The organism is Clostridium felsineum DSM 794, from assembly GCF_002006355.2.
GTDB classification, from domain to species: Bacteria; Bacillota; Clostridia; order Clostridiales; family Clostridiaceae; genus Clostridium_S; species Clostridium_S felsineum.
Map to the genome: position 1 here is coordinate 2,089,532 of NZ_CP096980.1, position 20,093 is coordinate 2,109,624.

Below are 20,093 nucleotides of genomic sequence, written 5' to 3' on the forward strand. Positions count from 1 at the left end.
AAACTATCTTTTCAAGTGAGTTAAGATACTATTTTTATTGATGTTAGTTTTTGCCTTGATGTTCTTGGTTTTAGTAGGATTCTTAGCATCGATAGTAATTGATTTTAAAGCTTTAGAAGCGGAGTTATTTGTAAAGGAAGTTGGAGGTGTAACGGTATTATTAGTGGTGAAGAAAATAATTGTATCATCAAAGGATTCAGTACTATCAGTATATTTCATACCATCTAAAATATCTAATTCATACTTTGTGTTTGCTGAAAATTGATGTGTTGCAGATTGTACAATTATAGTTTGTCCATCTGAGTCTAAGGTTGCATTTGTTTGAATTTGATTGCCAGTTGTAGTATCGAAAATCTGAACATAATTGTTTAAATTAATGCTTGGATCAACTTTGTTAGGTAATGTGAATTTTAGTTCAGTATTCATAGCTACTGGATCATTAACGTTATAAGCACTTACCTTATTAACCTTTAAATCTATTGAATCTGAAAAACCATACGATGCAAGAACAGATTTCATTGTATGATATCCTTGAGGAATACCACGGAATCTATATACATCTACACCACCAGATACTATGTTAAGAGAGCCGGAAAAAATTTGGCTATAAACTGAATCTTCTTGTACTTCATTACCATCAAGTGTTATATAAGGATTTCCGCCTAAGGTTCCATAACTGCTAACCTCAGTTCCTAAAAATACGGTGGCATAATCGTCGTTAGAGAAATAATATACTTTGTTATAACCATTATTTTTTACATATAAGTCAGAATATGTATTGGTATATGCAGTGAAGCGAGTGTCGTCAGAATAACCTCTGATAGCATAAGATTTAACAAAGGGTGCAGTGTAACCTAAAATACGGTTAGGATTAACATTGTTAGGATTAACATTGTTAGTTTTAGCCATAGCTGTAGAAGTGAAAATAAGTGTTGATAAAATTCCTAAACATAATGTTTTAATTTTAAGTTTTTTCATTTAAAAATCCTCCTTGAAAATTATTTATAAAGAAATTATACAATTAAGTTACTTATATGTAAAATTAAGTAATCATGTATTTTATGGATTAAGCCGAGTTAGCAGACGATACTTTAGTTATTGTAAAAATATCAAGTAAATACATTATTTTACATAATAAGTTCTAGAATTATGCGTCTAAGAAAATTTATTTTCAATAGTAAAATACAGTAATTAATATTTGGGAGGCAAAAGTGAAGGTAAAACAAGTAACTTATAAAGGCGAAAAAGCTTTAATTATTTATGTAACTAAAGATGAAAGTAAGGATAATATTATAAAAACAAAAATAATAAAATATAAAGAAATGTATTCGAGTATAGCTGTATTCATAAGTGGTGGCAAAAATATGGAAGATGTTATAGAGGCGATTGTTCAAGAAAAATTTAAATAAACGTTAAGTCTTTATTTTTTATTCCATTCTAGGTGGTGCATAGTATGAAAGTAGTGGGGTATGTAAGGTTAAGTAGGGACGAGGATAGAGAAAACTATAGTTCAATAATTTCACAAAAAAACATCATTGAAGAATATGCAAAACTAAGAAAATGGGAAATAAATATTATATATGTTGATGATAATTGTTCCGGATATACCTTTGATAGACCTGAATTTGGTAAGATGCTAGAAGGGATTAACAATAAAAATATTGACATAATTATAGCTAAGGATTTATCACGTATTGGTAGAAATAATGGTAAAGTATTGGTATTTGTAGACAAATTAAAAGAACTAGGCATAAGGCTTATATTAGTGGAAGAAGCAAATGGTGGGCTAGATTTATTGAAAGATAATTATGATATATTAGGAATTAAGACCTGGTACAATGAGATGTATGTTAAAGATATTTCAAGAAAGATAAGATCGAGTATGCATATGAAGCAAAAAAAAGGCCAATTAATAATGGGAAATTTTTATGGCTACAAAAAAGTTAAAGTTAATGAGGGGTTCAAACTTGTAGTAGATGAAGAAATAAAGCCTGTAGTTCAAATGATTTTTAAAAGTTATATAAAAGGACTAGGATATAAAAAAATATGTAATTTACTTGATGAAAAAGGATATCCAACTCCTAGTGAATATATAAAAAAAATGAAGGAAGAGGGGGGAAAAGTATTTAAGAATAATGTAGCACATAATTGGCAGACCCACATGATAAATAGAATAATTAAAAATGATATTTATATAGGAACACTTAGAACAAAAAAAAGACAGGTTAGGATGATTAAAGGAAAAGAAGAAAGGGTACCCCTAGAAGATCAATATGTTTTTCAAAATCATCATGAAGCGATTATATCAAAAGAAGATTTTTTTTTAGCTAAGGAAATAAATGAGAGAAGAAATAAAATAAAATTTAGTGGCAAAGCAAAATATGATTACATTTTTAGAGGTCTTATAGAGTGTGGTGAATGTGGATATGCCATTGTGGGATGCAATTTAAAGAATTACCCTAAGATTGAAAGAGGTTATAATTGTAGAAGTTATAGGAAATATGGTAATAAACTGTGTTGTAATCATTCTATAAGTGAGGATAAGCTTATCTTTATTTTTAAAGAGTTTTTAAAAGATGTTAGAGAAGACTATAAGGAATACATCAATAAAATTAAATTAGTTAAGGTAGAGGATGATGAAAATAAATGTTTAGCAAAAATGAGAAAAAGGTTATATTTAGAAAAAGAAGAGCTCAAGCTTATTTTATCCAAAAAAATAAGAGATATAAATAAAGAAATCAGCAATGAATATAAAAATATAATCGAGGAATGTTACAAAAAAATAGAAAATGAAAAAAAAGAAAAAATTTTAAAGCTAATACGAGATATTGATGAATTTAATGAAGAAAATAAGAATAAGTTTAACAATAATTTAAAAAGTGCATTACAAATATTTGATAATATAATTAAAGAGAAGAGCTTAAAACGTGAAGAAGTAGAGAGAATTATCGATAGAATAATAGTATACAAAGATAGGAGTTTGGAGTTTAAGTTAAAAGTGAGTATTGATGAAATTTTATATAAATATGATATCAAGGATGAATTATAAAAATAAAAGGACCCAGTTGCAACAATTCAATTAATAATTTATAATTTTATTTTATGATAAGAATAGTGTATGAGAAGGAGGTTTATATGAAAAAAATAGGTAAAAGAGTGTTATTAACATTTGTTATGGCAACAGTTTTTATTCTTGGAAATTCATCTTGTGATAAAATAGCAGCAGCTGAAGAAAAGGCAAGTATGGAAGAAAGCGAGTATAAAAACTATTATATAAGTGAAGATAACTATGAAAATGAAATGAGTAAGGTAGAACAATATCTTAATTCTAAACGTAAATCAGGATATTTTAAAGGAAAAGAAAATATAAATATCTATTATGAAAAATATGTTAATCCTAATTCTAAAAATACAATTGTAATATCTCATGGTTTTAGAGAAAGCCTAGAAAAATATAATGAAGTTATATATTATTTCTTGAAAAACGGATATTCTGTTTACGGAATTGAATACAGGGGACATGCACGATCAGCTAGATTAGGTAAGGATTCAAGTCAAACAAGCATTGATAATTTTGATTATTATGTAGAGGATTTGAAGGAATACGTAGATACCATAGTAAAACCAGAGAATAAAGGTAAAAAATTATTTCTATATGCACATTCAATGGGAGGAGCAATTGGTGGATTATTCTTGGAAAGGTATCCTAAATACTTTAAAGCAGCTGTGTTGAGCGCTCCAATGTTCGAAGTAAATACTGGAAGATATCCTGAATTTTTTTCAAAAGCAGTTGCCAATGTGTTTAACTTTGTTGGTTTAGGAGATAATTATGCTCCTGGTCATCATGAATATTCAGAGGAAAGTGATTTTGAAACTTCTTGTACAACCAGTAAATCAAGATATGACTATTATTTAGATAAAACTAATAGGATAGATGATCTTAAAAATGGAGGAGCAGCATTTAAATGGGTTAAAGCAGCATTAGAAGCAACACGTGAAGTAACTGATAGCAAAAATGCCTCGAAAGTAAATATTCCAATACTGTTGTTTCAAGCAGAAAATGATGATACTGTAAGGCCAGAGGGTGAAAATAAATTTGCAAATGCAGCTAAAAAGTGTAAACTAATAGTGGTCAAAGATTCAAAACACGAAATATATAGGGAAAAAGATAATATAATGATTCCATATTTTAATAAAGTGTTTGCTTTCTTTAATAATAATCAGTAGAAATAGTAATAAAACTAAAGAAAATAGAGGAGAAATACTGCATGAAAAAAATGATTTTTTTTGATATTGATGGAACTATAGTAGATGAAAAGACACATGAGATTCCTAAAAGTGCTATAGAAGCTATAAAGAGAGCTAGAAAAAATGGACATCTTGTATTCATAAATACGGGAAGAACGTTTTTTAATGTGCCAAAGGTTATTCGTGAAATTGGATTTGATGGATATATTTGTGGATGTGGAACTTACATAAATGTTGATGGACAATCTCTTTTAGATAAATCTATTCCTAAAGAAAAATGTATACAAATTATAGAAAAACTTCGTGAATATAAAATTGATGCTCTTTTAGAAGGTCAGAATGATTTTTATTTTGAACAAAGAGAGCCTATTTCATCTAAAACGAAACAATTGAAGAATAAATTTGAGAAACGTGGCTATGATGTTACAAAGTCTTGGGATGATCCTAACATTGTTTTTGATAAGTTAGTTATATGGACAAGAGAAGAAAGCAATCTTGAAGCTTTTAAAAACTATGTTATTAGTAATTTCGATTATATTGATAGGGAAGATGAGGAAGGAGAGTTTGGTGAAATAGTACTTAAGGGATATTCAAAGGCAACAGGAATTGAATTTTTGAGAGATTATTTTAATATTGATCTTAAAAATTGTTATGCAATTGGAGATAGTCTAAATGATTTACCAATGCTTCAGCATGTACCTAACAGTATAGCTATGGGAAATAGCTGCAAGGGATTATTTGATTTGGTGGATTTTGTTACTAAAGATATAATGGAAGATGGAATTGAGTATGCTTTAAAGCATTATAACATTATATAAAGTTAAAGTTTTATACCTTCATTTTATGGGGGTATGTTTTTTTATCACTTGTATTGCGCTTTCACCTGATAGTGAAACAACATTATCTTTAACAACACCTTTGCAGAATAAAAAAAGTGAAGAATCGATATCTGCCATACCAGGAAGATCGTTTGCTTTTACAGCATCATATAAGGCGGAAGCCAAATTTAAATTATCATTTATAACATTGTGATGATTGCTACCTATAAAGTTGTGCATTTTTTCAGCCCATACACTATCGGGAGTTATTACAAAGTTATCATTTTTAAAGTATAAGTTATTATCCTTATAATCAATGGAATAAGTATTTAGTGTTTTACCTTGTTTTTTAAATTCTTTTGCAGCAACAGCTGATATTATACTAGAGTCAAGTCCTCCCGAAAGAAAAGTACATACAGGTACATCGGCATAGAGTTGGCGTTTTATAGCATCTGTAAGTAGGTAGTTTATATGATCCGCCGTTTCTTTAGCAGTTTCTGTATGAGGTTTGCATTCTAATTTCCAATATTCATAAAGTTTAAATGAGTGCTCAGTAAATTCTAGGAAATTTGCAGGTGGTACTTCATAAATATCCTTAAAAATTCCACTTCCAAGATTTCTAGCAGGGCCAAGTGCAAAAATTTCAGTTAAGCCTTCTTTAGTCAAAATAGGCTCTACAAGGGGATTAGCAAGTAGCGTCTTTATTTCAGAACCAAATATTAAATTGTTATTTTTTATTGTATAAAATAAGGGTTTTACACCTAGAGGATCTCTTGCTAGAAAGATTTTTTTATCATTTTCAGAGTATACAGCAAACGAAAAAATTCCATTAATATGATTGACACATTCTTCTTTCCAATGAATATATGAAGTTAAAAGAACCTCCGTATCAGAATAAGATGAAAACTCATAACCTGCACTTAAAAGCTCTTTTCTTAAATCTTCTGTATTATACAATTCACCATTATATACGATAATGTATTTTTTCCCATTTTGTATTTTTATCATTGGTTGGCTTCCACCAGTAGGGTCTACAACAACAAGACGTCTATGTCCTAAAAGAACATTTTTAGAAACATAATATCCTTTTTCATTTGGGCCTCTTTTTATAAGAGTATTAGTCATATTTTCTATAACATTTTTTTTGTCAATTAAGCTTTTTTTAAAATTAACAAATCCAGCTATTCCACACATATTATCACCATTCTTCTATAGATTTAATAAACTCTATAAAGTTATATTATGCTTATAGAAATTTAATTGCTACATATTATAATAAATCTTATATAATATAAATAAAGAAATTTTTATACGGTGTATTGAATAGATGAGGTTATAATGATAACATAATCATATAAAAATTCATTCATGTGAGTACTATAAAAGGAGATGAGTTTTATGTCTCAAAATGAAAATAGTAATGAGATATGTGAAGCTAATGTAATACATGTAGATACAGTAGAAAGAGTAAAACTTGATATGCCGGAAGATGAAGATTTATATGAGCTTTCTGATTTATTTAAGGTATTTGGAGATAGTACAAGAATAAAAATAATTTGCGCTCTGTTTAAAGAAGAGATGTGTGTATGTGACATAGCATATTTACTTCAAATGAAACAATCAGCAATATCACATCAATTAAAAATACTTAGACAATCAAAATTAGTGAAGTATAGAAGAGCGGGAAAAACAGTGTATTATTCTCTTGATGATGAACATATAAAAGAGATATTTAACATGGGATTTATGCACATAAAAGAAAAGTAGATACAAGAGATTTATATAAAAACAATATTAAAGAAAAGCAGAGGAATAATCTCTGCTTTTTAATGGAGAGTGTAAAATTCTTTCTGTAAAATAACTTTCTATGGTAAGTTTTAAAAGACAAGATTGTCAAAAGTGACTTTCTATCTTGTTTTAAATATACATTCTAAAAATATGTATGTCAAGAACGCCTTTAAAAACAGGCGTTTTTGGCATATTAAGCTTTTTATTCAGTAAGTCGTCCTTCATACATAATGGATAATTCACCGTACACTTTACCCCAATTTCTTAGTGGCAAACGCCATTTTTTTGTAGCTTCAAAAGTAGCAAGGTATAAAGCTTTTAAAAGTGATGTATCGCTTGGAAATACAGTTCTTTGTCTATTTAATCTACGATATGTGCTGTTGAGACTTTCGATTGCATTTGTAGTATAAATAACTTTTCTTACATCAGCAGAGAACTTAAAAATAGGGCTAATAGCATCCCAATTTGATTTCCAGCTTTTCATTGAGTTAGGATAATGTTTTTCCCATTTTCCAGTGATTTCTTCTAATTGCTTATATGCAATTTCCTCAGAAGGTGCATGATATATAGTTTTTAAATCTTTTGCAAATTCTTTTTTATCTTTATCAGAAACATACTTTAATGTATTTCTTACTTGATGAACTATACAACGTTGATATTCAGTATTTGGAAAAGCTACTGATATAGATTCCTTTATCCCTGTAAGACCATCTGCACAAAGGATAAGGATATCTTGAACACCTCTATTTTTTAATTCATTGAGAGCACTAAGCCAATATTTACTGCTTTCATTTTCTCCAATATTTATAGAAAGTACTTCTTTTCTGCCTTCATTATTTATACCAAGAATAATGTAAGCTGCAAGCTTACGTATAACGTTATTTTCCCTTACGGAAAAATGAACTGCATCAATGAAAACAATTGGATATACTGTAGATAAAGGTCTATGTTGCCATGCTTCTATTTCAGGAAGAAGTTTATTGGTTATATTTGAAACCATTCCTTCACTAACTTCAAACCCATATATATCTTCAATTTGTTCTGAAATTTGTCTGGTACTTAATCCTTTAGCATACATAGAAATAATTTTTTCTTCTATACCAGAAATATCTTTCTGGTGTTTTTGTACTATTTTAGGTTCAAAAGAACTTTCTCTATCCTGTGGTACATCTATATTCATCTCACCATATTTGCTTCGAATTCTTTTTTGTTTTTTCCCATTTCTTGAGTTTGTAGTTTCGGCTCGTTCATATGGTTCATAGCCTAAATGCTCGTCCATTTCACCTTCAAGCATAGATTGAATAGTTCCACCTAATAGATCTTTTAAAGCTTCCTGAATATCCTCAGCTGACTGAATATCATACTCGTCTATAAGAGCTGATATAATATTTCTTTTTCCTTCATTCATTGGTTTTACCTTATAAATATCTTTTTTTCTTGCCATAATAAAAGGCCTCCTATGATTTTATTTTACCATAGAAAGCCTTATTATTTTTATTTACAGACTTTTCTTCACATGCTCTTTTAATGTGTAATGATTATGACCACTCACATTCATATACTTTATTATTTTCACTAACAGTTAAAGTTCTATTATCTGAGTTTTCCCAAACTGCAGAATTTTCATCTTCTCCTTCTTTTAAGGATAAAAATTTAAATTCTACTTCTGTGTTTTCTGGAAGTCTCAATTGTATTTTCCATGTTGGATATATATCCTCGTTAGTTTTAAGTTTTACAGCTTTAGATACATCCCAATTTCCTAAATCTTCAATGTTACCAGAAATAAATATGTTTTCTCCAATAGAAGTTGAAGTATTATTTAAAACAAAAGTAACATCGATTAATGAATCGGATTTTTCAGCTAGAACTTTTTTTATTTTTGAGTCACTAGTTACGGTTTTAGTTTTAGTAGTTTTTGGCTTAGCAGTCTTCTTACTAGTTGTAGTACCTCTTTTTATAGATTCTAATTTAGGAGCCTCGATTTCAGAATTTTTACTGACTTCAGTAATATAAGAAGCTACTGTTTTAGATGAATCTTTATTAATTTGTTTGTTAGATAATGTTTTTGACATAATATAATCTCCTTTCCAAATTCTTATTATTAATTTTAAAGTACAGACATATATAAGTTTTTATAGATTTCAGCTGATTTATTCCAACTGTTATCTTCATTCATTGCAGTTTTAACAATATTATTCCAATTATGTTTTTCATTATAATAAAAATATTCTGCATTTCTTATAACATGAAGCATATCATGTGCATTGTAGTTTGAGAAAGAAAATCCATTTCCTAGGCCAGTTACTGGATTAAACGGAATAACTGTATCCCTAAGGCCTCCTGTTTCTCTTACAATAGGAAGACTACCATATCTTAAGGCTATTAACTGACCTATTCCACAAGGCTCAAATTTAGATGGCATTAAAAACATGTCAGATGCAGCATATATTTTTTGAGCTAAATCATTGTTAAATTGGATATTAGCGGATAACTTATTTGGATATTTCCATGCAAAATATTTAAACATATCCTCATATTTACGTTCGCCAGTACCAAGTACTACAAGCTGTATTCCATCTTGAAGAAGTTCTTCCAAAATGGTTGAAATTAAATCAAATCCTTTTTGACTTACAAGTCTTGATATAATTCCTATCATAGGGACATCCTCACAAACAGGCAAATTAAGCATTTTTTGAAGTTCTGTTTTGTTTCTTGTTTTATTATATAGGGTCGATTTATTAAAATTATAAAATAGACTTTTGTCTGTTTCTGGATTTATTATGTCATAGTCAATTCCGTTTACAATTCCCCATAAGTCACTGGAACGCTGCCTTAGTATATCATCAAGATGCTCACCATAATAAGGATCTTTAATTTCTTCTGCGTAACTTCTGCTAACAGTTGAAAGCTTATCAGAAAATAAAATTCCGCCTTTCATAAAAGAAACACCATCATAAAATTTAAGGGCATTTTCATTATAATAACCTTCATTTAAACATAGAAGTTCTCCAAGAACAGATTTTCCAAAAACACCTTGATACTTTAGATTGTGAATTGTAAAAATTGTTTTTATATGATTGTAGTTTTCATAGTCTCTATAGTGATCCTTTAGTAGTGCAGGTATAATAGCAGTTTGCCAATCATTACAGTGTATAATATCAGGATTAAAATCATTCATGTAGGTTATAGATTGAAGTACGCTCCTAGAAAAATAGGAAAAGCGTTCCCCATCATCGTAATAACCGTAAAGGCCAGGTCTTTTAAAATAGTAATCATTGTCTATAAAATAAAAAGGCACACCGTTATATTCGTAATATTCAAGACCACCGTATTGACTTCTCCAACCAACTGGAACTCCAAAGCTTGCAATATGATGGGTATTGTATCTAAAATGTTCTGGTATGTCTGAGTATTTTGGTATTATTACTCTTGCATCTATACCTATTTTTCTAAGTGCTTTAGGCAATGCATAAGAGACGTCACCTAGGCCTCCGGTCTTTATAAATGGATAGCTTTCAGAAGCAACAAATAAAATTTTCAAATTAGTCTTCCCCCCCTTTGATTAAAGATATTAGACCTCTGAATAAATAGATTTCTTTTCTATAACAAGAGGAAATTCTTTTCCTCCTTTTAAAATCGTATTCTCATCTATAATTACATTTTTATCAACAATGACATTTGTTAAATCTACATTTTCCTTTATAATGCAGTTTTGCATTATAATGCAGTTTTTTAATCTAGCTCCTTTTAAAATTGTAGTTCTTCTTCCTATTATACTGTTTTCGATTTGACCATGAATTAATGAACCATTTGCAATAAGTGAATTGTATACTTCTGAATCATTAAAATATTTCGTAGGTGCTTCGTCTTTTACTTTAGTGTATATAAGACCGTTTTTGAAAAATAGTTCTCTATTTATATCAAGATTTAACATATCCATATTGACTTTGTAATAGGATTTAACGGAATCTACATATTCTGCATATCCACTAAATTCATAAGCATTAGTGTTGAATTTTTCTATGTTTTTCATAATCCACTGCCTTAAACCAAGAGAAAATCCGGTTTTTATACAATTATTCAATATGCTTATTAGAAGTTTTTTATTCATAATTAACATTCCCAATGATATATTTTGAAGTTCATCAAGACCATTATTTTTACCAATACTTAAAATATTATTATTTTCATCAAGGTTTAATATGTTACAGTTCAAGAACTTTTTTTTACCATTACTAGTTCTTTTATATATAACGGTTATATCTTTACCAGATTCCTCATGAAACTTTGCTGCTTTTTGAAAATCTATGTTACATATTACAGAAGAAGAAGCGAGAATAACTTTCTCTTGTTTGCTTCTATATAAATATTCCATGTTATTCTTTAACATTTCTATATCACTTAAAGTAGAAGTCATACCACTAAAATTAAAGACGAATAATCCATTTAACTTTCTATCTAGATCCCAAGGTTTACCTGAACCAAGATGATCTATTAATGATCTTGATTTACATTGAGTTAATATACCAATATTTCTAATACCTGAATTTACAAGATTAGAAAGTATAAAGTCTATAATTCTATATCTTCCGCCAATAGGTATAGAGGCTAATGGTCTTGTTTTTGTAAGACTTTTAATATCGTTGTCGTTCTCATTTAAACTTAATATTGACATATAGTTATTTAGCATTTTAATTACCTCCAAATGTGTTATTGTGTAATGCTTTGTTTTACTTTACTTGATGCGCCTACTACGGAGATATTATCGTTAGTGCCTATAATAACATTGTCATCTATTTTTGCATTACTTCCAATTATTGATTTTTTCATAATTACGTTATCACCTATAGTTACATTTGGCATGATTACAGAATCAGTTATTATTGAATCTCTTCCAACATAAACACCAGGAAATAGTACAGAATTGTATACTTTTCCTAAAACTATACATCCTTCAACAATCAAAGATCTCTTTATATCTGCGTCGAAGGCTATGTATTGAGGAGGCATAGTAGGGTTAACAGAATAAATTCTCCATTTAGGATCATATATATTTAAGCTATTATTGTCATCTAGTAGATCCATATTGGCTTCCCATAGACTTTCAATAGTTCCAACATCCTTCCAATAACCATTGAATCTGTAAGCGTATAATTTTCTTTTTCTATTAAGCATGTTTGGTATTACGTTTTTACCAAAATCGTTACTGGAGGATTCATCCTTTGCGTCTTCTTCCAAAAACCTTTTGAGAAATTTCCAGTTAAAAATATATATACCCATAGAAGCAAGATTGTTTTTTGGTTTCTTTGGTTTCTCTTCAAATTCATTTATTCTATCATCTTTGTCAGTATTCATAATGCCAAATCTACTAGCTTCATTTAATGGAACTTCAAATACAGCAATTGTTGCATCGGCATTTTTTTTCTTATGAAAGTCAAGCATCTTTAGATAGTTCATTTTATATATATGGTCTCCAGATAATACAACAACATATTTAGGATCATAATTTTCTATAAAATGTCTATTTTGAAAAATAGCATCGGCAGTTCCTTTATACCAATTTCCACCAGTTTCTTGCATATAAGGAGGAAGAACACTTACACCGCCACTACTTCTATCTAAATCCCAAGGACTTCCAATACCTATGTGAGAATTTAGTGCTAGTGGTTTATATTGAGTTAAAACTCCTACAGTATCTATTCCGGAATTAGAACAATTACTTAAAGTAAAGTCAATAATTCTATATTTACCTCCAAATGGTACTGCTGGTTTTGCTGTTCTTCTAGTAAGTATACCAAGCCTACTTCCTTGACCACCAGCAAGTATCATGGCTATAATTTCTTTTTTTGACAAAATAAACCCTCCTCGAATCCAATATAGTAAAAGCATTAATTATAAATATAAATAAATAAACATTTTTTTGATTTTCGTTATTTCTAATAAAAGAATGTTTTATATAAATAATATTATTAAGCTTTAAGGAGTATTATTATTAAATTCTTGAAAAAAAAATAAATAATTAAATTCTAAAGATTACGATTAAATAACTGGTATTATATTTTGATATTGATTCATAAATTATACATTAAAAACAATATGAAATTTTAATAGAAATTTATTTGCATTATGTATTAAAAATCCACCCTATATACTAGTAAATTAATAAAAAATCTTTACAAATATACATCTATATTTAAAATATAATATCTTTCCAATTATACATACATAAATTACAATACTAGTATGCCCAAAATTAAATGTAGTACTCGATTTTCTAATCTTATTTTTTATGAAGTTAAGTTTGAAAAAAATTACTTGACAAGTAAATTTTTTAGTCGTACTATAAAAACATAGTAATTCAATAAAAAAACTATAAATAGGTGAAATGCATATGAAAATATCTACAAAAGGACGTTATGGATTAAAGGCTATGATTGATTTAGCTGTCAATTCAGTAAATGATATTGTTACATTAAAAAGTATATCTCAAAGAGAGAATATTTCAGAAGGATATCTTGAACAAATTTTTTCTTCACTTAGGAAAAAAGGACTTGTTAAGGGTAGAAAAGGTTCACAAGGTGGATATGTACTTGGGAAAAGCATGAAAGATATAACTGTAGCAGATATATTAAATGCGCTAGAGGGTGATCTTTCTGTAGTTGAAAGGGACGAAAATGAAATATTAAAAGAAGACAAACTTGATAATTTTATAAGAGGTAATGTGTGGACGAAAATCAATACAGCGATTGAAGAGGTAGTCGTATCAATTACTTTGGAGGATTTAGTTATCAATTATAATAACGTATTAAATTCAAGTTACATGTATTATATTTAGAGTTAATTAAATTATCTATATGAGGGGATATAGATAATTTTAAAAATATTTTTTCCTAGTAAACAAATGTGTTTAATAAATATACGAGGTGATTTATTATGGGTAAAATCTATAAAAGCTTAATTGATACTATTGGAAGAACTCCATTGGTTGAACTTTCAAATTACAAAGAAAAAAATAAGGTGAATGGAAATATTTTGGGAAAGGTAGAATATTTTAATCCGTCAGGAAGTATAAAAGATAGAATAGCATATTCAATGATAAAAAATGCAGAAGAACAAGGTTTAATAAATAAGGATACAGTTATAATTGAGCCTACAAGTGGAAATACTGGAGTTGGTCTTGCATTTATTGCTGCTGCAAAAGGATATAAACTTGTATTAACAATGCCTGAAACTATGAGTGTTGAAAGAAGAAAGCTTTTAACAGCATATGGAGCTGAGATTGTTCTTACTTCAGGAGTTGAAGGAATGACAGGAGCTATTAAAAAGGCTAATGAGCTTGCAAGTGAAAATCCTAACTCTTTTATACCACAACAATTTAATAATCCATCAAATCCAGCAATACATGAAGTTACAACTGCAGTTGAAATTTGGGAAGATACTGACGGAAAAGTAGATGCAGTTGTTGCAGGAGTTGGAACAGGCGGTACTATAACAGGAATTGCTAAAACTCTTAAAAAGAAAAACAAGGATATAAAGATAATAGCTGTAGAGCCAGCAACATCACCAGTACTTTCAGGTGGAAAATCTGGTCCTCATAAAATACAAGGAATAGGAGCAGGATTTGTTCCAGAGGTTTATGAAGCAGAATTAATAGATGAAATAATTCAAATTAAAAATGAAGATGCATTTGCCTCTGCGAAGGAACTTGCAAGAACGGAAGGAATACTTGCTGGAATATCTTCAGGAGCAGCATTATTTGCAGCAAAAGAAGTTGCTTCAAGACCAGAATTCAAAGGTAAGAATGTAGTTGTAATTCTTCCAGATAGTGGTCAAAGATATTTATCAATGTCTGTATTTGATTAATTGATTATAATATAATATAATAAAATTGTGAGAGCTGTTTCAATTCATGTTTTGAGACAGCTCTATATGTTTATAAGGTAAAGGATGATAATTGCAATGAAAAAAACAATTTATATGGATTATTCAGCTACAACACCTGTTTTAAAGGAGGTAGCAGCTGAAATGATGCCTTATTTTACTGAATTTTATGGTAATCCAGCGTCTATATATACATTGTCCAATGAAAGTAAAATGGCAATTGATGATGCTAAAATTACCATAGCTAAAATCATTAATTGTAAACCTCAGGAAGTTTTTTTTACAAGTGGAGGCAGTGAAGGTGATAGTTGGTCTATAATTGGTAGTGCCTTTGCAAATAGGAATAAAGGAAAACACATAATTACTACAGAAATAGAACATCATGCAGTACTTAATTGTTGTAAGTTTTTAGAAAAGGAAGGCTTCGAAATAACATATCTTAAAGTTGATTCAAATGGATTTGTTTCTATAGATGATCTTAAGAAAAGTATAAGAAAAGATACTATACTTGTATCTATAATGATGGCAAATAATGAAATTGGAACAATAGAGCCAGTAAAAGAAATAGGAGCTTTTTTAAAAGAAAAAAATATAGCTTTTCATACAGACGCAGTTCAAGCAGCAGGGCATATAAAAATAGATGTTGAAGAAATAAATGTGGATTTATTAAGTTTAGCTGCACATAAATTTTATGGACCTAAGGGAGTAGGAATATTATATATAAGAAAAGGAACAAAGATTGACAACATTATATATGGAGGGCAGCAGCAAAGAGGAAGGCGTGGTGGAACCGAAAATGTTCCTGGGATAGTTGGAATAGCTAAAGCACTTAAAATAGTTAATGATGAACTTGAAAAGGAAAATGAAAGAGAGACTGTTTTAAGAAATTTATTTATAGAAAAGTCACTAGAAATACCTAATGTGAAGTTAAATGGTATTTTAAATGAAAAAAGACTTTCAAATAATATAAATTTATGTTTTAATGAAAAAGATGGTGAAGGTATTTTATTTAAGCTTGATATGGAAGGAATATGTGCGTCAGCAGGAAGTGCTTGTCAAGCGGGAGCTATGGATGCTTCGCATGTTCTTACAGCAATTGGTCTTTCAAAAGAAGAAGCAAGAAGTTCAATAAGATTTACTATAGGGAAATTCACCACAGAAGAAGAAATTTTATATGTAGTAAATAAACTAAAGGAATTGACTAGCTAAAGGAATGGTGATATAAATGAATAAAAAGGTAGTTATAGGTATGAGTGGAGGAGTTGATAGCTCTGTTGCTGCCTACCTTTTAAAACAGCAAGGATATGATGTAATAGGGGTGACTATGAAGCTTACACCGGATGATGCATTCTATACTGAAATGGAGGGAGGATGTTGCTCGCTTTCAGCAGTAGAAGATGCTAGAAGGGTTGCATACAGAATAGGCATACCTTTTTATGTAGTTAATTTTACAGAGATATTCAAGGAAAAGGTTATAGATTATTTTACAGATGAATATTTAAAGGGAAAGACTCCTAATCCATGTATTGCTTGTAATAAGTATATTAAATTTGATGCACTTCTAAAAAAAGCAGAGAGTCTTGGAGCAGATTATATTGCTACAGGTCATTATTGTAGAATTATTCAGGATAATGGAAGATATGTAATAAAGAAATCAGAAGATGATAAAAAGGATCAGACGTATGTTATGTACAATATGACACAAGAACAATTGAAACATACTTTAATGCCATGTGGAGATTATAAAAAAGAACATATACGTGAAATAGCAAAGGAAATCGGGCTAAATGTTTTTGATAAAAAGGATAGCGAAGAGATATGTTTTATACCAGATAATGATCATGGTGGCTTTATAAAAAGAGAGTGCCCTAAGGCTGTTAAGGGTGGAGATTTTGTAAATAAGGAAGGTAAAATATTAGGAAAACATAAAGGAATAGTTTATTACACTATCGGACAAAGAAAAGGTCTTGGTATAGCAACAGGAAAGAGAGTTTTTGTAACTAATATAGATGCAATGAAAAATCAAGTTGTTATAGGAGAAGAGGAAGAGGTATTTAAGGATGAATTAATATCCTTTAATAATAATTTTATACCTTTTGATAAGCTTACAAAACCAATTGAAGTAGATGCCAAAATAAGGTATAATGCGAAGGCTTCAAAGGCAACCATATATCCTATAGATGATTATAATATAAAAGTTAAATTTGAAAAACCGCAGAGAGCAATAACAAAAGGACAGTCTGTTGTGTTTTATGAAGGTGATCTTTTAGTTGGCGGTGGCATTATTAAGTAGCCATCGCTTTTTATTTTGTAGAGAAAAAGGAAGTGTTTGGGTAGTTGGAAAAATGGTTTATAAAAAACATAAGAGCAGACTATAAAGCAATTTCTAAAAGTTTTGGAATAAATGAAGTAATAGGAAAGCTTCTTGTTAATAGGGGAATTATAGATAATACATTAATAAGAAGTTTTTTGAATCCTAAGTTTGAAAAAATGCATGATTCAAAAAAAATGAAGGATGCTGAAAAAGCTAGCTTAATTTTAAAGGATAAAATAGAGAAAAAAAGAAAAATAAGAATTATAGGAGATTATGATGTAGATGGAGTTATAAGTACATATTTACTTTTTACAGCTTTAAAAAGATGTGGTGCAGATGTTGATTACGATATACCAGATAGAGTCAAGGATGGTTATGGAATAAATAAAAATATAATAGATAAATGTATAATGGATTCGGTTAATACTATAATAACTTGTGATAACGGAATTTCAGCAATAGAACCAATAAATTATGCAAAGGAAGCTAATATTACAGTTATAGTTACTGATCATCATGATATACCTTTTGTAGAAAATGAGAAGGGTGAAAGAACCTTTGTAAGTTCAAATGCAGATGCTATAGTAAATCCTAAACAAATTGAATGTGCATATCCATTTAAAAGCCTATGTGGAGCAGGGGTTGTTTTTAAACTTATAGAAATTTTGTATGCTGAATTTAAAATACATAAAGAAGAGTGTTATAATTTATCACAATTTGTAGCAATTGCTACAGTATGCGATGTTGTTGATTTAGTAGATGAAAATAGAATTTTTGTTAAAAATGGATTAGAACTACTTAATAATACTAGAAATATAGGCCTGAGAGCACTTATAAGACAAACAGCCATAGATGATAAAAAGATCTCTACATATCATCTTGGATTTGTAATAGGTCCATGTATAAATGCTACAGGTAGACTTGATACAGCTAAAAGAGGTCTTCAATTATTAGTAACTGAAAATGAAAATGAGGCGGTAAGGCTTTCAAAAGAATTATTTGATTTTAACAATGAGAGAAAAGAAATGACACAAAAGGGTGTAGAAAGTGCTATAAATATAATTGAAAACACAAACATGACAAAAGATAAAGTTTTTGTGGTTTATGTACCTGAAGTCCATGAAAGTATAGTTGGAATAGTTGCTGGTAGGATAAGAGAAAAATATAATGTACCAACTATAGTGCTTACAAAAACTGAGAATGGTGCAAAGGGATCAGGAAGATCTATAGAGGGATATAATATGTTTGAAGAATTAATGAAATGTAAGGACATATTATTAAATTTTGGAGGACATCCTATGGCTGCCGGACTATCCCTTGAAGAAAATAACATAAATAATTTAAGAGAACAGTTAAACTTTAATACTAAATTGACTGATGAGGACTTAATACCTAAAATAACACTTGATATGGGAATGCCACTTGAACATATAAGTTACGATTTTGTTAAGGATTTAAGTATACTAGAACCTTTTGGAAAAGCTAATCCCAAACCTATTTTTGGAGAAAAAAAAGCAAATATAGTTAGTGCAAAAGTAATAGGACAAAATCATAATGTCTTAAAAATAAAATTTTTTTCTAAAAACAGAAGATATATAGATGGAATATTTTTTGGAGATATAGAGGAGTTTCAAAGATTAGTAATAGATAGGTATGGTACTGCAGAATTAAATAAAATGTATAGTGGTATTGAAAATAATGTTAATTTGGATATAGCATTTTATCCAGATATAAATGAATATAATGGAAATGTAAGTGTTCAAATAGTAGTACAATATTTTAGGTAGCTCTAGTATAAGATAAATAATATCATATTTTATTACATTTCAACTTGAATTTTGCAATTTATTTAAATGAATTTTATTAATAAAATATATGTATCTGTTATATACCAGATTGTATTTTGTGAAAAATGAAATAAATAAAGAAAGATTAAAAAGGAGCAGGTTTATGAATAAGCTAAAAATAGTAATGACAGGCGGAGGCTCTGCGGGACATGTTACGCCTAATTTGGCACTTGTACCGAAACTAAAAGGGCTGGGGTATGAGATAGAATATATAGGAACAAAAAATGGCATAGAGAGAAGTATAATAGAAAAAGAAAAAATAAAATATAACATTATAGCCAGTGGTAAACTTAGAAGATATATTGATATTAAAAATTTTTCGGACCCTTTTAAAGTTGTTTTAGGAATATTTCAAGCTATTAATATATTAAGGAAGAAAAAGCCCAATATAGTTTTTTCTAAAGGGGGGTTCGTATCAGTTCCTGTGGTTATGGCAGCTCATTTTTGTAGAATACCTGTAATAGCTCATGAATCGGATATAACTCCAGGGCTTGCAAATAGAATATCAGTACCATATTGCACAAAGGTTTGTGTAACGTTTCCAGAGTCTCTTAAAAATATAAAAAACAATAAAGGAATGCTTACAGGCACTCCTATAAGAGATGAATTATTTCAAGGTAGTAGAATTAAGGGGCTTGAAATATGCGGTTTTAATGGTGACAAACCAGTACTAATGATTATAGGTGGTAGTTTAGGTTCAAAAGTTATAAATGATGCTGTACGTGAGGAGTTAAATGAACTTTTAAAAAGATATAATGTAGTGCATATTTGTGGAAAAGGAAACTTAGATAAAGATTTATTAAAAGTTAAGGGATATAAGCAATTTGAATATATATCAACAGAGCTTCCGCATGTTATGAACGCGGCTGATTTAGTTATTTCAAGAGCTGGAGCTAATGTTATTTTTGAACTTTTAGCACTAAAAAAACCTAATCTATTAATTCCATTATCTAAAAAGTCTAGTAGAGGAGATCAGATTTTAAACGCCCAGTCTTTTGAAAAAAATGGGTACAGTATGGTTATTCAGGAGGAAGAGATAACTAGTGGAGTAATTTTTAATAAAATTACAGAATTAGAAAAAGATCAAGAAAAGTATAAAGAAGCAATGAATTCAAGCCCTGCCCAAAATGGTGTTGAAAATATAATAAATATTATTGATAAATATAAAAGAATATATTAACAATGTTATTTTTTAGA

17 protein-coding genes and 1 pseudogene are annotated in these 20,093 nt (G+C 29.1%); 11 read left to right on the forward strand and 7 right to left on the reverse strand.

The genetic code is table 11. The features are described from left to right. Positions 1-3 precede the first annotated feature (3 nt). Positions 4-978: a hypothetical protein gene (locus CLFE_RS09840; RefSeq protein ID WP_077894989.1), complete on the reverse strand. Its 975-nt coding sequence runs from the start codon at positions 976-978 to the stop codon at positions 4-6. 233 nt (positions 979-1,211) lie between these two features. On the opposite strand from CLFE_RS09840, the gene CLFE_RS09845 reads away from it, so the two are divergent. The 4 genes from CLFE_RS09845 to CLFE_RS09860 all read left to right on the forward strand — a co-directional run bounded on the left by CLFE_RS09845 (position 1,212) and on the right by CLFE_RS09860 (position 5,066). Beyond that, the gene (locus CLFE_RS09845; protein ID WP_077894990.1) at positions 1,212-1,409 is read left to right on the forward strand and encodes a hypothetical protein; all 198 of its coding nucleotides are present in this window, start codon (positions 1,212-1,214) and stop codon (positions 1,407-1,409) included. 44 nt (positions 1,410-1,453) lie between these two features. Further along, positions 1,454-3,049 (forward strand): recombinase family protein, encoded by a 1,596-nt coding sequence (locus CLFE_RS09850; protein WP_077894991.1) that lies wholly within the window; start codon positions 1,454-1,456, stop codon positions 3,047-3,049. A gap of 86 nt (positions 3,050-3,135) precedes the next feature. After that, positions 3,136-4,227, forward strand: coding sequence for an alpha/beta fold hydrolase (locus CLFE_RS09855; protein ID WP_077894992.1), 1,092 nt, complete (start codon positions 3,136-3,138; stop codon positions 4,225-4,227). Positions 4,228-4,268: 41 nt separating this feature from the next. Further along, on the forward strand, positions 4,269-5,066 hold the full coding sequence (locus CLFE_RS09860) for a Cof-type HAD-IIB family hydrolase (protein WP_077894993.1): 798 nt from the start codon (positions 4,269-4,271) through the stop codon (positions 5,064-5,066). A 45-nt stretch (positions 5,067-5,111) separates the two neighbouring features. Here CLFE_RS09860 and asnB read toward each other — a convergent pair. Next, positions 5,112-6,260 (reverse strand): annotated as a pseudogene (gene asnB / locus CLFE_RS09865) (asparagine synthase (glutamine-hydrolyzing)); the annotation flags it as partial. A 204-nt stretch (positions 6,261-6,464) separates the two neighbouring features. Between asnB and CLFE_RS09870 the strand changes: the two are divergent. Further along, positions 6,465-6,833 (forward strand): ArsR/SmtB family transcription factor, encoded by a 369-nt coding sequence (locus CLFE_RS09870; RefSeq protein WP_077894995.1) that lies wholly within the window; start codon positions 6,465-6,467, stop codon positions 6,831-6,833. A gap of 223 nt (positions 6,834-7,056) precedes the next feature. On the opposite strand, the gene CLFE_RS09875 is transcribed toward CLFE_RS09870, so the two are convergent. From CLFE_RS09875 to CLFE_RS09895, 5 genes are all read right to left on the reverse strand, one after another. After that, entirely contained in the window at positions 7,057-8,262 is a 1,206-nt protein-coding gene (locus tag CLFE_RS09875) for an IS256 family transposase (protein ID WP_169851002.1), read from the reverse strand. Positions 8,263-8,392: 130 nt separating this feature from the next. Further along, a complete protein-coding gene (locus CLFE_RS09880; RefSeq protein WP_077892745.1) occupies positions 8,393-8,926 on the reverse strand; it encodes a CBM20 domain-containing protein in 534 nt (177 codons plus the stop codon). Between the two features lie 35 nt (positions 8,927-8,961). Next, positions 8,962-10,395 (reverse strand): glycogen synthase GlgA, encoded by a 1,434-nt coding sequence (glgA, locus tag CLFE_RS09885; protein ID WP_077892744.1) that lies wholly within the window; start codon positions 10,393-10,395, stop codon positions 8,962-8,964. Between the two features lie 30 nt (positions 10,396-10,425). Further along, positions 10,426-11,544 (reverse strand): glucose-1-phosphate adenylyltransferase subunit GlgD, encoded by a 1,119-nt coding sequence (gene glgD / locus CLFE_RS09890; protein WP_077892743.1) that lies wholly within the window; start codon positions 11,542-11,544, stop codon positions 10,426-10,428. 20 nt (positions 11,545-11,564) lie between these two features. After that, positions 11,565-12,707 carry a glucose-1-phosphate adenylyltransferase gene (locus CLFE_RS09895; protein WP_077834071.1) on the reverse strand — a complete coding sequence of 381 codons (1,143 nt, stop codon included), beginning with the start codon at positions 12,705-12,707 and terminating at the stop codon, positions 11,565-11,567. A gap of 538 nt (positions 12,708-13,245) precedes the next feature. Here CLFE_RS09895 and CLFE_RS09900 point away from each other — a divergent pair. The 6 genes from CLFE_RS09900 to murG all read left to right on the forward strand — a co-directional run bounded on the left by CLFE_RS09900 (position 13,246) and on the right by murG (position 20,076). Continuing rightward, positions 13,246-13,689 carry an RrF2 family transcriptional regulator gene (locus tag CLFE_RS09900; RefSeq protein WP_077834070.1) on the forward strand — a complete coding sequence of 148 codons (444 nt, stop codon included), beginning with the start codon at positions 13,246-13,248 and terminating at the stop codon, positions 13,687-13,689. Between the two features lie 98 nt (positions 13,690-13,787). Beyond that, entirely contained in the window at positions 13,788-14,717 is a 930-nt protein-coding gene (gene cysK / locus CLFE_RS09905) for a cysteine synthase A (RefSeq protein WP_077834069.1), read from the forward strand. Between the two features lie 96 nt (positions 14,718-14,813). Continuing rightward, positions 14,814-15,944 (forward strand): cysteine desulfurase family protein, encoded by a 1,131-nt coding sequence (locus CLFE_RS09910; RefSeq protein WP_077892742.1) that lies wholly within the window; start codon positions 14,814-14,816, stop codon positions 15,942-15,944. Positions 15,945-15,960: 16 nt separating this feature from the next. Beyond that, a complete protein-coding gene (gene mnmA / locus CLFE_RS09915) occupies positions 15,961-17,028 on the forward strand; it encodes a tRNA 2-thiouridine(34) synthase MnmA (protein WP_077892741.1) in 1,068 nt (355 codons plus the stop codon). A 44-nt stretch (positions 17,029-17,072) separates the two neighbouring features. After that, a complete protein-coding gene (gene recJ, locus CLFE_RS09920; RefSeq protein WP_077892740.1) occupies positions 17,073-18,836 on the forward strand; it encodes a single-stranded-DNA-specific exonuclease RecJ in 1,764 nt (587 codons plus the stop codon). A gap of 163 nt (positions 18,837-18,999) precedes the next feature. Further along, positions 19,000-20,076 (forward strand): undecaprenyldiphospho-muramoylpentapeptide beta-N-acetylglucosaminyltransferase, encoded by a 1,077-nt coding sequence (gene murG / locus CLFE_RS09925; RefSeq protein WP_077892739.1) that lies wholly within the window; start codon positions 19,000-19,002, stop codon positions 20,074-20,076. Positions 20,077-20,093: the final 17 nt, after the last annotated feature.